This is a genomic window from Streptomyces sp. NPDC046876, assembly GCF_040645035.1.
GTDB lineage: Bacteria > Actinomycetota > Actinomycetes > Streptomycetales > Streptomycetaceae > Streptomyces.
In genome coordinates this window covers 1-14,636 of the sequence record NZ_JBEYXK010000091.1, presented here as the reverse complement: position 1 = coordinate 14,636, position 14,636 = coordinate 1, and the positions used below count along the sequence as shown (strand labels likewise).

Here is a 14,636-nt window from a genome sequence, read left to right as displayed (position 1 = left end):
GTTGGCAACAACTCGTGCACCCATAGTGCCCAGGGGTTCACATAGCGCCCAAGGGGCACGGAATCTGACTATCCGTTTCTTTGTCTTGGCTGGATATGATCGGCGCGCGCCCTCCGTTGGCCGTCTTTCCCTCCCGTTTTGTCGCCCGTCCGTCCCCCGCCGCCCCGAGGACCGATGTCTGCCACCGAACCCGAAGGCGCCCCGGCGCCGCCCCCGAGCCGGCGGCGGACCGTGCGCCTGCGGACGCTGCTCATCTGGCTGGCGGTCGTCCCCACCGTCGCGATGGGCGCCCAGAGCGCCCTGACCGCCGAACGGCTGCTGGCGCAGTCGGCCCGCCTGCGCGCCGACGTGGCCGCCAGCGAGCGGATCGGCACCCCGCTGTACACCCTCTTGGTCGACCTCCAGGCCGAGCGGACGGCGACGGCCGCCCGCTGGGCCGGTACCCCCGGCTCCGAGGAGGAGCTGAGGGGCCGCCGGCCGGCCACGGACCGCGCCGCGGCCGAATTCCGCGCCCTTGTCGTCGATCCGGCCTCGGCCGACTCCCTCGGCGGGGTGACCCGGCGCCTGGCCGACCTGACCGGCTACCGCGAGCGCACGGACGCCCGCACCGGCACCCCCGACGGCACGATCGGCTACTACACCGCGGTGATCAGCGAGATCATCCGGGTGTACCAGCAGGAATTCAGCCACGCGGAGGACGCCGAGCTCACCGAGGCGAGCCGCCCCGTTGTCTCCATGCTTTCCGCCTCCGAGATGCTGGCGCGCGAGGACACCCTCCTGGCCCTGGCCGGCCCGTCCAGGGAGCTGAGCACCGCCGGCTTCGACCAGTTCACCGGCGCCGTCGGGGCCCACCGCTACCTGTACGAGGCCTGGGTCGTGCCGTACCTGCCCGACGGCGACCGGACGTTCTACGAACGCATCACCGCCTCGCCCGACTGGCAGACCAAGACCCGCATCGAGAACGCGGTCATCTCCCAGCACAAGGACACCGAGAACGGCATCAGGCTGCCCGCCGACATCGGCGGCTGGCGGGCCGCGCACGACAACTTCTCCGTGCAGATGGCCACCCTCAACATCGACCGCGCCCGCGGCGTCCTCGCCCGCAGCGCGGCCAAGGCGGACCAGCTCCAGACCGACGTCGCCTGGCTGGTCGGCACGAGCGCCGCCACCCTGCTGCTGGTCGTGGCCGCCGTCGTCCTCATGACGCGTTCGGTGCTGCGCCGCCTGAACGGCCTGCACCGGCGCACGGTGGCCGTCGCCGAGCGCACGCTGCCGGACATCGTGGCCCGCCTCCACCGCGGCCAGAGCATCGACGAGGAAGCCCTGCCCGCCGTCCGCGGCATCCGGGACGAGGTCGGGCGGATCAACGACGCCTTCGCCCGGGTCGTCGCGGTGTCCGTCGACGGCCACCGCCGACTCGCGGCCGAACGCCACGGCTTCGGCATGTTCGCCTCCGGCATCGCCTCGCGCACCGGGAACCTGGTCAGCCGCCAGCTGAGCCTCACCGAGGACATCCAGGACGCCTTCGGCCACCACGAGGCGCTCCTCGCCCAGCTGATGCGCTCCGACCAGCTGACGGTCGGCATGCGCCGGCAGGTCGAGAACCTGCTCATCCTCTCGGGCGGCGAGATCCCCGACCCGCACACCGAGCCCATGCGCATCGCCGACCTGCTGCGCGAGGCCGCCGCGGAGGTCGAGGACTTCCGCCGGATCGAGCGGCAGTCCCTGGACGAGGCCAGCGTGGAACCGCAGGTCGTCAGCGCGATCAGCCACCTCCTCGCGGAGCTGCTGGACAACGCCACCCGGTTCTCCCCGCCGCGCTCGAAGGTGGTCATCCGCGCCGAACTGGTCGCCGACGGGCTGTCGGTCGAGGTCGAGGACCGCGGGCCGCGGGTGAGCGCCGAGCGCTACGAGGAGATGAACCGGCGCCTGCACACCGCCCCGCCGTACTCCGTCCTCGCCGAGAACGCGCACCGCCTCGGCCTCTTCGTGGTAGGCCACCTCGCCGACCAGCTCGGGGCCACGGTCACGCTGCGCCGCTCGGTGTACGGGGGCACCTCGGCGGTGGTGATCCTGCCGGGGAAGCTGCTGGCGGACGCGGGAGAGCACGTACGGGAGCCCGAGCCGGCACCGCCCTCGGTACGGTCCCCCCTGCCCGCACCGCGCGCCGAGGAGCCCGAGCGGAAGCCGGAGCCGGCGCCCGAGCAGGAGCCCGTGCCAGAGCGCGACCGGGAGCCCGAACCCGAACCCGAGCCGGAGCCCGACCGGGAGCCCGCCCCCGCGCCGCCCGCCGCCCCCGGGCTGCCGAGCCGTCGCACGCCGGAGCCGGCCCCGGACGGCGAGCACCCGCCTGCCCTCCGCTCCGTACGCGGGACCCGGACCGAGACCCGGACCGGGACCGCCACCGAGCCCCGGGACGGCGCCGCCCGCCCCGGCCTGCCCCAGCGCGTCCCGCAGACGCACATGACCGAACGGCTCCGCGGACCGCGGACGCCGGAGCCCGGCCCCGGCCAGGACGACGCGACCCCGGAAGAGGTCGCCGACGCCTGGACGGACTACGAACAGGGGACCCAGACAGTGGAAGAAGAGCTCCGACGGGATCAGCCATGACGACGAACAACGACATGATCTACAGCGTCCTGGACAACAACCTGAGCAGGATCGCCGGCATCGAGGGAGCCGTGCTCCTGTCCAACGACGGCATCGGGCTCAGCTCCTACCTGCTCGACCGGGACCGGGCCGAGCGCATGGCCGCCGCGGCCTCCGGGGTCGCGGCCACGATGAAGGCGATATCGCGGGAGGTCGAGGGCGGACAGGTCATCCGCCAGCTGGTCGAGACGGACGACCGGTACCTCTGCATCGTCGCGTGCGGGGAGGGCAGCACGCTCATCGTGGTGACCTCCCGCAAGGCCCGCCTCGGAGAGCTGGGCGGCGAGGCCGTACGGACCGCCCAGGCGCTCGGCGAGTGGCTGGGCACCCCCGAGCGCGGCCAGTCGTCCGCCTCGTAATGCCCGACGACGAGCCGCAGCCGCAGCCGGGGCAGCCGCCGCAGGAGGCCGAGGAGCCGGTACAGCCGCCGCCCCGGCCCCGGTCCCCGCGCCGGACGCGGCTGTACGCCCTCACCGACGGCCGGACCGCCGCGCCGTGCACCGCCTTGACCATGGACACCACGATCACCGCGGCGGTCGACCCGGACGCCGACAGCGGCCTGCCCACCGAGTGGCGGACCGTCCTCGCCCTGTGTCCGGCGCCGGACGGGCGGGCGGTCGCCGAGCTCGCCGCGCGCATGCACATCCGGCTCACCCCGATGACGCTGCTCCTCGGCGAGCTCGCGGACCGCGGGCTGATCCACCACCGGCCGCCCCTGGAGGGCGCCGAGACCACCAATGTCCACCTGCTCAGGAGAATCAGGGACAACCTTGCCCGGATATGAGACCCCCGCCCCCCAGGCGGCCCCCGTCAAGATCCTCATCGCCGGGGGATTCGGAGTCGGCAAGACCACCATGGTCGAGACGATCTCCGAGATCGAGCCGCTGCGCACGGAGGAGCGGCTCACGGCGGCGGGCGTGGGCGTCGACGACCTCGACGGGATCGAGTCCAAGGCCGTCACCACCGTGGCGATGGACTTCGGCCGCCTCACCCTCACCGACGCCGGGGTGGTGCTGTACCTGTTCGGCACGCCGGGCCAGGAGCGGTTCTGGTTCATGTGGGACGACCTGCTGAACGGGGCCTTGGGCGCGGTCGTGCTCGTCGACACCCGGCGGCTGGACCGCAGCTTCCCCGCCGTCGACTTCTTCGAGAGCCGCGGCCTGCCCTTCGTGATCGGCGCGAACTGCTTCCACGGCGAGCAGCAGTACACGGCCGAGGAGATCGCGCAGGCCCTGCACCTGCGCGACCCGGACACCCCGGTCCTGATGCTCGACGCCCGCGAACGCGCCGACGTCCGCGACGTCCTGGTGTCCCTGCTGGACCGGCTGATCTCCTCGGCCGAGCCGGGCGAGGGCCCCTTCCGGACTGCTCAGACCGCGATGCGGTCCAGGGCCGGCAGGAACTGATCGTAGAAGGCCAGCTTCAGGTCCAGGGCGCGCTCCTCCGCCTCGCGGAAGCAGTCGGAGGAGCCCTCGCGGGCCAGGAGCTCGGTCACCCGGGTCGCCAGGCGGTCCGAGTGGCTGCCCGACAGCAGGGACACCGTGGCCAGGGAGTGCGTCTTGGCGTCGTGGACGAGGTGCGGGTGGTAGAAGCGGGAGCGGTTGCGGCCGCCGTCGTCCGTCAGCAGCGGGGCCATCCGCTCCCACAGCTTCTCGTACTCGACCGACACCAGCACCTCACCCCAGAACCGCAGGATCGTCAGCAGCCGCAGGTCCGCGTCGTCGTGGCCGCCCGCCTCCGCGATCAGGTCGAACGCCTCGCCGATGGCCCGCTTCGTCTCCGCCGTCGGTCTCGACGCCACCAGTGCCTCGCGGGTGACGCCCAGCCGGAACAGGTCCTGCACCATGTCCTCGCGGTGGGACGGGGTGTGCCCGTGGCCGTCCGGGTACTCCTCGCGCAGGATCACCCGCGCGATGCGCAGCCCGGCCTCGTCACGCAGCAGGTCGATCGCCAGATCGTAGGACGGGGTGAACGCGAGGGACACGAAGCGCCGTTGGAGCAGCAGAGCGGCGAAGTCCTCGTCCGGGAGCTGTGCGACGTTCGCCAGGACCGGGTGCTCCTTGAAGCGCTCGATCAGCGAGTCCTCGAAATCGTCCAGTGCGTGCATGAGCCGTACCCGTGCCCTTCCGTCCGTTCCGATCATCTGCGGTTGTTGTCGAGCGACGCGCGCCAGTCGGGCAGGTCCACGTCGACACCGATGCTCCACAGTGTGTCGAACTCCTCCTGCACTTCGCGGCCCATCAGGGTGTGCGAGCCGTCCACCTCTATCTGCGTGGAGTCGACGGCGAGCTGGCCGTGCAGGAACGAACTGACGAGGTAGCGTTCGTCCGCCTTGAACACGGCGATGGAGGGCAGGGAGTTGTAGACCTTCACCTGGAGCCGCGGGTGCGCCCCCGGCGCAAGGCGCCGGTGGATCCTGGCGAGTCCGGCGAGACAGCCCTCCACCCTGGCCTTGACGTCCTCCGCCAGGGCGGGGTCGAGGACGTCCTTGAGCGCCTCGTTGCGTAAGCCGGCCACCGGCGACGACGGGTCCAGCAGCAGGATCCGTACCGGCACCTGCTGCGCCACGAGGGCCTTGACGAGGGCCTCCTCGAGATGGCGCAGGTTCGGGATCCAGGTCTGCAGGACGGCCACCTCCTGGCCGGCGTCCTCCACGTACCCGATGAACTCCTCCTCCGGGAAACGCCGGTGCACCCTGACCACGCCGCCGTAGTGCTGCTCCTTCAGGCGCTGCGACATCGCGTCGATGTCGAGCTTGGACAGGTGCGCCTGCATGTGCGCGTCCATGTCCGTGACCTGCGCCCGGATACCGGAGCCGAGGAGCGCCACCTGCGCTTGCACGCTGCCGTCCAGGGCCTCGACGCGTTCCTGTACGTCGTCGAGTTTGCGCAGTCGGTCGATCTCCAGCAGCAGGAAGATCGTGACCGTGCTCAGGATCAGCAGGGTGACCTTCGGCAGTGCGCCGCCCGGCGCCAGTGCGTCGAGCCACCCGAAGAGGTCGGCGAGGAGCACCACCACGCCCGATGTGGCCATCAGGGCCAGTGCGACCCGCTCCACCCGATAGCGAAACCCACCGCTCATCTACAGCTCAGCCCCCGTCCCAAAGGCTCTCCGGCCCCCTCGCCGGAGACGACGACCGTACACCTGGCAGTTGCGGCCGGGCAGCGCTTCGCGTCAACTTCAGATCAAGCTGTGACGCACGGCGCACGCGACCGCGTGGGCGCGGTTGCGGGCCTGGAGCCGGCCCATCAGCTCGTAGATCACGTTCTTGACGGTGTGTTCGGAACAGGCGAGGGTGCGGGCGATCGCCGTGTTGCCGTGCCCCTCCGCCATCAGGGCGAGGACGGCGGTCTGGCGGGCCGTCAGCCGCGGGGCGTCCGCCGCGGCGGCGGCCGGAGCGGCTGCCCGGGCCGGGGAGGCCGCGAATCCGCGGGCGGCGGTGACGGCCCCGAGCAGACGGACCAGGACCGGGTACGGCATCATGCCGTCGCCGGCGGAGTACGGCGGGACCGGCAGATCCCCGGCCGGCGCACCTGTGGGCGCGCCCGTGCACGGGAGTTCGGCGACGGCGGTCACAGCAGGCCCACCCGCAGGGCGTAGGCGACCGCGTGGGCGCGGTTGCGCAGGCGGAAGCGCTGGGTGATGTCGTGCACGACGCTGGTCACGGTGCGCGGGGAATAGCACAGCTGCTTGGCGATCTCGTTGGTCTCGTGGCCGTCCGCGACCAGGCGCAACACGCTGCGCTCGCGCTCGCTCAGGCCGCCGTGCGCCGCGGGTCTGCCCGCGTCCGCCCGGCCCGCCGCGCGGTCGTCGGCGCCGCCGCCCGCGCCCGCCCCGGCCGCGGAGCGCTCCAGCAGCCGGTCCAGCAGGTCCGGGGGCAGGGTGCAGTCGCCGCGCGAGGCGGCCAGGACGGCGCGGGCGAGGCCCGGGGCGTCCGCCTCGCGGCGGCGCAGCAGCCCGCGGGCGCCGGCGGCTATGGCGTGCAGCGCGGCGTCGGGGGCCAACTCGCCTGCGACCAGGACCACGTCCGGCCGTGCCGGGGTGTCGCGGACGGTGCCCAGCACGTCGAGCTCCGGACGGCCGACCTGGTCCACGGTCATGACCACGACGCGCGGTGCGCCGCCGGGGGCCGTCGGGCACAGCTCCGGGCAGGCGAACAGGGTGCTCTTGGTTCCGGCTTCCAGCACGGGGTCGAACGCGACGACGTCGACAGGGACGGGTTCTCCCACCAGGTCCTCCGTTGATCATCCGCCGGCCGGGGTGCCGGACGGGCGGAAAGGGGCTCACTGCACACAGGCTGCGGGCGCCCCGGCCGGTGCGGCATCGGGCCGCGGCCCCCACATTTGTGAAGGTGCGGCGTCCTGCGCGCGGATCGTGTGAAGACGGGCCTGTCGGCCGCCGGGTCGCAGCACGCCCGCAGGCGATCGGGCGGGTGTCCGGTGTACGGCGTTCCCGCCCCCTGCGGACCGCCTTCCCGGCCGGGAGGGGCCGGGGAGCGGGGGTGTGCGGGGACGGTTCCGCGGAATATGGGGGAACGGCCCCCATGCGCGGGCCGCCGGCCCTCTGCGAGGTTTCTCCTCGTGACCGACACTGCCGCCACCGCCGTAGACGACCGGGTCGGGGGCCTGGCCCCCAGCTGGTGGGCCCGGGCCCTGAACCTGCGGGAGCGGCTCGCCGCCCCGGGGGCCCCGGCCCCCGCCCCGGCCGGCACCTCCCACCCCCGGCCGGCGGCCTGGGACCTGGGGGACGCCGAGGGCTTCGCGGCCCGGCTGGCGGGCCTGCGCACGGGGCAGGCCGCGGCGCACGCCCTCGCGGCGGAGGCGCCGGGCCGGCTGGCCGCGCGCAGCGCCAAGCCCGACTGGGCGCGGTACGTGGAGCAGGTGGTGGCCGCGGCCCCCGACAGCGGGGCGGGGACCGGTACCGGTGCGGGGGCCGGTATCGGTGCGGGGGCGGGGGCCGGTACCGGTGCGGGGGCCGGTGTCGGTGCGAGGGCCGGTATCGGTGCGAGGGCCGGTATCGGTACGAGGGCTGGGGCCGGTACGGGGGCGGGGTCGCCGGACGGCGGTCCCGACACGGCGGCCGGGGCGGGGACGGGCGCGGCAGCGGGCGCGGCCGACGGGGCGGCGGTGTTCCTGCCCGCGCTGCGCCCGCTGGTCGCGAGCGCCTGGGCGCAGGTGGCCGCGGGCGCCGCGCTGGAGGGGGCGGAACTGGCCGCCGTGCGGGCCGGGTTCGAGGAGCGGCTCGGCGACCTGCTGGTGCGCCGGGCGGCGCGGACCCTGGTCAGCGAGCTCCACCGGGCCCGCAGCGCGGGCAGGCTGGCGGGCGCGACCCCGCGGCAGCGGTTCGCGGACTTCCTCGCCCTGCTGGGCACCCGGCAGGGGCTGGCGGAGCTCTTCACCCGCTACCCGGTGCTGGCGCGCATCCTCGGCCAGTGCTGCACGTACGCCGCCGAGGCCACGGCGGAGCTGCTGGACCGCTTCGCCGCCGACCGCCCGCGGATCGTCGCCGGCCTGCTGGACGGGGCCGATCCTGGGGCGCTCGTCGGGGTGGACCTGGCCCGTGGGGACGCCCACCAGCACGGCCGTTCCGTAGCCCTGCTGCACTTCGCCGGCGGCGCGACCGTCGTGTACAAGCCCCGCCCGCTGGACCAGCACGCCCTGCTCGACCGGGCGGTGGGCTGGGCCAATGCCAAGGTGGCGGGGCTGGGCCTGCGCACCCCGAAGTCGGTGCGGGCGGACGGGTACGGCTGGCTGGAGTTCATCGAGCACCGCTGGTGCGCGACGCCCACCGAGTTCGACCGGTTCTACCGGCGCCAGGGCGCGCTGCTGGCCCTGCTCTACGCGCTGGACGGCGTGGACATGCACTACGAGAACGTCATCGCCGGCGGCGACCAGCCGGTCCTGGTGGACGCCGAGACCCTGCTGCACTCCGGCCTGCCCACGGCAGTGACCTGCGGGTCCGACCCGGCGGCCGACGCCCTGGCCGCCTCGGTGTACCGCACCTGCCTGCTCCCGAGCCTGCTGATCGGCGAGAACGGCGCGATGGACATCTCCGCGCTCGGCGGAGGCGACGGCGGCGCCTACCCCAGCGACGGGCTGTACTGGGAGGCCGCCGGGACGGACGCGATGCGGGTGCTGCGCGGCCGGGTCGAGAGCCCCGCCGGCCAGAACCGGCCCGCCCCGCAGGGCCGTTCCGCCACCGGGCCCGCCGTGCACCGGGAGGCGCTGCTGGAGGGGTTCCGCGCCGGGTACGACGCGATCGCCGCGCACCGGGGCGAACTCCTCGGCGAGGGAGGGCTGCTGGCCCGCTGGGCCACCAGCCCCGGCCGGCTGATCGCCCGCTCCACCCGCCTGTATACCACCCTGCTGGACGAGTCCACGCACCCGGGCGTCCTGCGCGATGCCCTGGCCCGGGACGCGGTGTTCGCCGTGCTGTGGACGGAGTCCGCGCACGATCCCGCCCGGCAGCGGCTGATCGAGGACGAGACCGCCGACCTGTGGGCCGGGGACGTGCCGCTCTTCTTCCACCACCCCGCGCACACCGCCGTACGGACCTCCCGCGGCGCGCTCCTCGACGAGGTGCTGCCCGCGCCGAGCCTGCGCGCCGCCCGCGACAAGATCGCCGTCATGGGGGAGGTGGACCGCCACGACCAGGAGTGGATCATCTCGGCCACGCTCGCCGTCGCGGGCGCCAACCTCAGTGTTCGCGGCCCCCGTTCGGCGTTGGCCGGGCAGCCCGCCCCGGCCTTCGTCCCCGAGCCGTCGCGGCTGCTCGCCGCGGCCTGCGGTATCGCCGACGAGATCGCCGGCCGGGCCGTGCACGGCGCCGGGCGCGTCAACTGGCTCGGCCTGGAGCAGGTCGCCGGCGAGCACTGGGCCGTCCTGCCGTTGGGCGGCGGGCTCGCCCAGGGCTACTGCGGGGTGGCCCTGTTCCTGGCCCAGCTCGGCGCCCTCACCGGGGCCGAGCGGTACACCGCGCTGGCCCGGCAGGCCGTGCGGCCACTGCCCGCGCTGGTCTCCACCCTGGCCGCGGACCCCGGCCTCGGCGCCGCGGTCGGGCCGGGCGCCCTGCACGGACTCGGCGGCATCGTCTACGCGCTGGCCCGGCTGGCACCGCTGCTCGGGGACGGGGCGGCAGACGCGGGAGACTGCCTGGCCGCCGCCCTCGCCGCGTTGGAACGCGCCGCCGACAGCGCCGGCTCCGAGGGGCCCGACGGGCTGGCCGACGGCCTCGCCGGCGCCCTGGCCGCCGCCGTCGCGGTGCAGCGTACGTACGGGAGCGCCGACGCGGCCGGCCCCGCCCGGCGCCTCGCCGACCGGCTGCTGGTCCGCGCCGAGAAGCGGCTCGCCGAGCACGGCGCCGTCGCCGTCGCCGGGGCGCCCGGCTTCGCCCACGGCGACGCCGGCATCGGCTGGGCCCTGCTGCGGTACGCCGCCGCCCTGGCGGAGACCGGGCAGCGGGCCCCGGGAGCCCTCCCGGGCGCCACGGCCACGGCCACCGCCACGGCCGCGACCCTCCCGGTCGACGTGTACGCCCGCACCGGCGCGGCCCTGCTGCGCCCGGCCTTCGAGGCGGCCCTGCGCGGCCCCGCCGACCTCGGCTGGTACACGGGGCTCACCGGCACCGCGCTGGCCGCGGCCGACGGCCTGGGCGCCGCCGGCCTGCCCGTCCCGGCCGCCGAACTGGACCGGTGCGCCGCCCTGGCGGGCGCCCCGTCGGAATGCCCCGACCTGAGCCTGCGCCACGGGGCCCTGGGACCGCTGGAGCTACTGGGCGTCCTCGCCCGGCGGGGCCACGCCGGCGCCGCCGCCGCGCTCGGCCACCGCGCCGGGGAGGTGCTCGGCCGGCTGGAGGACCACGGCCGGCGCTGCGGCACCCCCGACCACGTCCCGTCCCCCGGATTCCTGACCGGGCTGTCCGGGATCGGGTACGGCCTGCTGCGGCTCGGCTTCCCGGAGTCGGTACCCTCCGTCCTGCTGCTCGAACCCGCCGCCCCGCCGGCTCCCTGACCCGAACGGCACCACCGCGAGCACGACCGAAGACCGAACGCACCGCACGGCACCGGGCACCACTTTGGCGAAGGCATCGAGAAAGGTACTCACCACCATGAAGAAGCCCCAGGTCAACGCCGAGTCCGCGGCCGCCGGCGAGGAGTTCGCCGCCGAGGCGCCCGCCGCCGGGGAGCGGGTCGAGGACCCGGCCGGCGGGATCACCCTGTCGGGGCGGAACAAGGCGTGCGCCCGGGCCCGTGCACTGGCCGGTGTGGTCCTCACCAGCGGGATCGTGATCACGCTCAGCACGATCGACACGAGCGTCTCGGCGCCCGACGTCATGTGGTAGTGACCGATTGCCGATCAACCCTGTTCGAAACGGCCAACTTTCGCCGCCCGACGAGCGGTTCGCGTGAACTAGATTGCGCTCATGCGTCCCCGTGCACGGTACATCGTCGGTCGTGACTCCCAACTGCGGGAGATCCAGCAGGCCCTGACCGAGGCGCGCGAAGGACGCGGCGGTGTCGTCTTCCTGGTCGGCGAGGCGGGGATCGGAAAGTCCCGGATCGCCACCGAAGCCGTCGGCACCGCCTTCCGCATGGGCATGCGCACCCTGCGCGGCCGGAGCAGCACCACCGGTCCCACCGTGCCTTTCCGGCCACTCACCGAAGCGCTCATGCCGCTGTTCCGCGGCGGACCGCCACTGGACGACCTGCCCCTGGGCCCGTACCGCCCTGCCCTCGGCCGGATCATCCCGGACTGGAGCAACGAGGACCGGAACGACAGCAGTTCCATGGTCATCCTGGGCGAGGCGGTGCTGCGGCTGCTCATCGCCACCGGGAAGGAGGAAGGCCGGCTCCTGCTGCTGGAGGACCTGCACGACGCCGACCCCGAGACCCTCGCGGTCGTCGAGTACCTCGTGGACAATCTGGAGTACACCAACATCGTCCTCCTCGCCACGATCCGCACCGAGCCCTGCGACGCGCTCGACATGGCCGACTCGGCCCGCCGGCGCGGCGTGGGGACCGTACTGGAGCTCGCCCCGCTCACCCGGCCCGAGGTCCGCGCCGTCATCGCCGCCCAGCTCGACACCGAACCCGACCTGGTCCCGCAGGCCGCCCTCGACCGGCTCTGGGACGACAGCGCCGGCAGCCCCTTCCTCGTGGAGGAGCTGCTCCAGGGCGTGATCGGCAGCGGGGCCCTCGTCCGCGGCGACGACGGCTGGCGCGTCGTCGGCGACCTGCGCAGCGACGTCTCGACCGCCCTCGCCCGCGGCATCCTGCGCCGCATCGACCGGCTCGGACCGCAGGGGCTGACCCTGCTCTCCGCCGCCGCCGTCATCGGCCGGCGCTTCCCGCTCACCGTGCTCCAGCGGATGACCGGCATCGACGACCGCGGCCTGCTCAGCCACCTGCACGCGGGCGTCGCCGCCCAGCTCGTCGTCCCCGACGAACCGGCCCCCGACTGGTACGCCTTCCGCCACTCCCTCACCGCCGAGGCCCTCCTCACCCAGCTCACCCCCGCCAACCGGGCCGCGATGGCCGGGCGGGCCGCCGACGCCGTCGAGGCCCTCCACCCCGACCTGGACGGCGACTGGTGCCCGCTGGTCGCCCGGCTGCGCGCACAGTCCGGCGACGACGCCGAGGCCGGCCGCCTGTTCACCGACGCCGGGCGGCGCGCCCTCGCGGCCGGCGCGATCGGCTCGGCGGTCACCCTGCTCGGGCGCGCCGAACGGCTGCTGTCCGCCCCGAAGGACGCCGCCGCCCGCACCGACGCCCTCGAGGCCCTGCTGCCCGCCCTCGCCGAAGCCGGCGACTTCGCCCAGGCCTTCGGCTTCGCCGAGAACCTGCACACCCTCGGCGGCAGCGGCCTGAGCGCCTCCCGGCTGGCCGCCCTGCACACCCGCCTCGCCAAGGTCGCCCACACCGTCGGCCGCTGGGAGGACGGCAACAGACAGATAGCCCAGGCCAGAGCCCTGCTCGCGGGCCACCCCGACGACCGCGCCACCGCCTCGGTCGACGTCACCGCCGCCTACCTCGCCCTCGACACCCCCGGCCCGGACCGCACCCAACTGGCCGAGAAACTCGCCCACTCCGCCCTCCAGGCCGCCCAGCGCCACAACCTCGCCACCGTCGCCTGCCAGGCCTGGGAACTCCTCGCCACCCTCACCCGCGAGCGGGATTTCGACGAGGCCACCGCCCTGCTCGAATCGGCCCTGCACACCGCCGAGCAGCACCGGCTGCCGCTGCAGCGCATGTACGCCCTCACCCGCATCGGCGGCAACCACTGGCTCACCGAGGGTGAGACGGCCCCCCTGCTCGCCGCGCGCGCCGAGGCCCAGCGGCTCGGCTCGGCCACCATCGTCCACACCGTCGACGGCATCATGATCCTCGACGCCGTCCTGCGCTCGCGCTTCACGGAGGCGCAAGCCGCCGCGGAGGAGTGCCTGGCCGTCGTCCAGCGCCTGCGCCTGGCCCCGGCCACCCGCTACGTCCTGATGGCGCAGGCCGCGCTCGCCGGCCACCGCGGCGACCGCCCCGCCATGGACCGCGCCCTCGCCGCCTTCGCCGAGTGGGACGGGGCCGGCTCCCAGGAGGAGCCGCTGACCCGGGGCCTTGCCCGCGCGTTCTGCGCGCTGATGGAGGAGGACCGGCAGGGCGCCGTACGGGAACTGCACGCCGTTGCCGAGCTGGAGAACACCAACCCCAGCACCTACTACCTCAGCGGCCGCTACGGGATCGGCCTGCTCCTCGACGTCCTGGCGGGCACGGCCGGCCGGGCCGCGTACGCGGAGATCGCCGCCACCTCGCCCGGCCGGATGCGCTGGAACCGGCAGTTCGTCCACCTCGCCGGCGCCGTCCTGCTGGGCCGCGAGGGCCGCCCCGAGGAGGCCGCCGCCGCGGTCGCCGAGGCCGTCCGCGCCGCCGAACCGTACGCCACCGCCCTCCACCTGGGCCTGCGCCTGGTCGCCGAGGCGGCGTACGCGGACGGCTGGGGCGAGCCCGTGGCCTGGCTGCGCCGCGCCGAACAGCACTTCCACCAGGGCGGCGTGGCCGCCGTCGCCGGAGCCTGCCGGGCGGAGCTGCGCCGCATGGGCGCCCCGGTCCACCAGCGCCGCACCGGCTCCGGCCGCATCCCCGAGGTGCTGCGCGCCCAGGGGGTCACGGTCCGCGAGTACGAGGTCTTCCAGCTCCTCGCGGACCGGCTCGGCAACAAGGACATCGCGGACCGGCTGTACATCTCCCCGCGCACGGTGGAGAAGCACATCGCCGCCCTGACCACCAAGACGGGCCGCCCCAACCGCGCCGGCCTCTGCGAACTCTCCGCCTCCCTGAGCGTCCGGGCCACCTGACCGCTCGGCGCGGGCGGCGTCGTCCGACACGGGCGGAGCTCCTTCCGGCCTTCCGGCCTCCGGCCTTCCGGCCTCCGGCCTTCCGGCCTCCGGCCTTCCGGCCTCCGGCCTTCCGGCCTCCGGCCTTCCGGCCTCCGGCCTTCCGGTGTGGCCGGCGGCGCCTCCCGCCCGGCTGCCCGGAACACTGCCGCCGGGCGACCCCGGGCCGCCAGGGAAGGAGCGGCAGCACCGGCCGCCGGTCCTTCTGCGCGTTTGTCCCTGTGGGCGGAGGCGCCGCGGCGGCAGGCTGGTGGCCGCAGGCGAACGAACGAGGCGAAGCCGGGAGGGACCGAAGCGATGAGCGACACCGACGAGAGCCGCTACCGGGTCCTGCACAACGACGAGGAGCAGTACTCCCTCTGGCGCGCGGACCGCGAACTGCCGGCCGGCTGGCACGCCGAGGGCACGGAGGGCACCCGCCAGGAGTGCCTGGACCACATCGGACGGGTGTGGACGGACATCCGGCCGCTGAGCCTGCGCCGGCAGCCGGCCGAAGCGGGCGCCGGCGCCTGAACGGGGGCACGGACGCCGGCCGGCGTGGCTGAGGCACGGGGGAACCGAGCCCCGCCGGCCGGCCGGAGGGGAGTGCCGGTCGGGCCGACACC

Annotated in this window: 12 protein-coding genes; 8 read left to right on the top strand and 4 right to left on the bottom strand. The window is 74.9% G+C overall.

All coding sequences use genetic code 11. From position 1 onward, the window contains the following. The first annotated feature begins 174 nt into the window (after window positions 1-174). From ABZ924_RS31100 to ABZ924_RS31085, 4 genes are read left to right on the top strand one after another with little or no spacing between them, the layout of a single operon-like run. A complete protein-coding gene (locus ABZ924_RS31100; protein ID WP_361917125.1) occupies window positions 175-2,610 on the top strand; it encodes a nitrate- and nitrite sensing domain-containing protein in 2,436 nt (811 codons plus the stop codon). Further along, a complete protein-coding gene (locus ABZ924_RS31095) occupies window positions 2,607-3,008 on the top strand; it encodes a roadblock/LC7 domain-containing protein (protein ID WP_361917122.1) in 402 nt (133 codons plus the stop codon). The genes ABZ924_RS31100 and ABZ924_RS31095 overlap by 4 nt, the downstream gene beginning before the upstream one ends. Beyond that, window positions 3,008-3,433: a DUF742 domain-containing protein gene (locus ABZ924_RS31090; RefSeq protein ID WP_361917119.1), complete on the top strand. Its 426-nt coding sequence runs from the start codon at window positions 3,008-3,010 to the stop codon at window positions 3,431-3,433. The genes ABZ924_RS31095 and ABZ924_RS31090 overlap by 1 nt, the downstream gene beginning before the upstream one ends. Beyond that, a complete protein-coding gene (locus ABZ924_RS31085) occupies window positions 3,420-4,055 on the top strand; it encodes an ATP/GTP-binding protein (protein WP_361917116.1) in 636 nt (211 codons plus the stop codon). The genes ABZ924_RS31090 and ABZ924_RS31085 overlap by 14 nt, the downstream gene beginning before the upstream one ends. Here the strand turns inward: ABZ924_RS31085 and ABZ924_RS31080 are convergent. The 4 genes from ABZ924_RS31080 to ABZ924_RS31065 form a co-directional block, all read right to left on the bottom strand. Then, entirely contained in the window at window positions 4,019-4,756 is a 738-nt protein-coding gene (locus tag ABZ924_RS31080) for a hypothetical protein (RefSeq protein ID WP_361917113.1), read from the bottom strand. The genes ABZ924_RS31085 and ABZ924_RS31080 overlap by 37 nt on opposite strands. 32 nt (window positions 4,757-4,788) lie before the next feature. Then, a complete protein-coding gene (locus tag ABZ924_RS31075; protein WP_361917110.1) occupies window positions 4,789-5,730 on the bottom strand; it encodes a hypothetical protein in 942 nt (313 codons plus the stop codon). Window positions 5,731-5,829: 99 nt separating this feature from the next. Then, complete coding sequence (locus ABZ924_RS31070) at window positions 5,830-6,225, bottom strand: helix-turn-helix transcriptional regulator (RefSeq protein ID WP_361917107.1); 396 nt, start codon at window positions 6,223-6,225, stop codon at window positions 5,830-5,832. Next, the gene (locus ABZ924_RS31065; RefSeq protein ID WP_361917104.1) at window positions 6,222-6,878 is read right to left on the bottom strand and encodes a helix-turn-helix transcriptional regulator; all 657 of its coding nucleotides are present in this window, start codon (window positions 6,876-6,878) and stop codon (window positions 6,222-6,224) included. Before ABZ924_RS31065 ends, ABZ924_RS31070 begins: the two co-directional genes overlap by 4 nt. Before the next feature lie 351 nt (window positions 6,879-7,229). Between ABZ924_RS31065 and ABZ924_RS31060 the strand changes: the two genes are divergently transcribed. The 4 genes from ABZ924_RS31060 to ABZ924_RS31045 all read left to right on the top strand — a co-directional run bounded on the left by ABZ924_RS31060 (window position 7,230) and on the right by ABZ924_RS31045 (window position 14,544). Beyond that, entirely contained in the window at window positions 7,230-10,658 is a 3,429-nt protein-coding gene (locus tag ABZ924_RS31060; RefSeq protein WP_361917101.1) for a type 2 lanthipeptide synthetase LanM family protein, read from the top strand. Window positions 10,659-10,755: 97 nt separating this feature from the next. Then, window positions 10,756-10,989: a hypothetical protein gene (locus ABZ924_RS31055; protein WP_361917098.1), complete on the top strand. Its 234-nt coding sequence runs from the start codon at window positions 10,756-10,758 to the stop codon at window positions 10,987-10,989. Between the two features lie 81 nt (window positions 10,990-11,070). Next, entirely contained in the window at window positions 11,071-13,992 is a 2,922-nt protein-coding gene (locus ABZ924_RS31050; RefSeq protein WP_361917095.1) for an AAA family ATPase, read from the top strand. Between the two features lie 336 nt (window positions 13,993-14,328). Then, entirely contained in the window at window positions 14,329-14,544 is a 216-nt protein-coding gene (locus tag ABZ924_RS31045; RefSeq protein ID WP_361917092.1) for an MbtH family protein, read from the top strand. Window positions 14,545-14,636: the final 92 nt, after the last annotated feature.

Coding starts and splice junctions, on each gene's coding strand:
- ABZ924_RS31080 (WP_361917113.1), bottom strand. CDS start 4,756: ATGCACGCACTGGACGATTTCGAGGACTCGCTGATCGAGCGCTTCAAG.
- ABZ924_RS31045 (WP_361917092.1), top strand. CDS start 14,329: ATGAGCGACACCGACGAGAGCCGCTACCGGGTCCTGCACAACGACGAG.
- ABZ924_RS31050 (WP_361917095.1), top strand. CDS start 11,071: ATGCGTCCCCGTGCACGGTACATCGTCGGTCGTGACTCCCAACTGCGG.
- ABZ924_RS31090 (WP_361917119.1), top strand. CDS start 3,008: ATGCCCGACGACGAGCCGCAGCCGCAGCCGGGGCAGCCGCCGCAGGAG.
- ABZ924_RS31095 (WP_361917122.1), top strand. CDS start 2,607: ATGACGACGAACAACGACATGATCTACAGCGTCCTGGACAACAACCTG.
- ABZ924_RS31075 (WP_361917110.1), bottom strand. CDS start 5,730: ATGAGCGGTGGGTTTCGCTATCGGGTGGAGCGGGTCGCACTGGCCCTG.
- ABZ924_RS31055 (WP_361917098.1), top strand. CDS start 10,756: ATGAAGAAGCCCCAGGTCAACGCCGAGTCCGCGGCCGCCGGCGAGGAG.
- ABZ924_RS31100 (WP_361917125.1), top strand. CDS start 175: ATGTCTGCCACCGAACCCGAAGGCGCCCCGGCGCCGCCCCCGAGCCGG.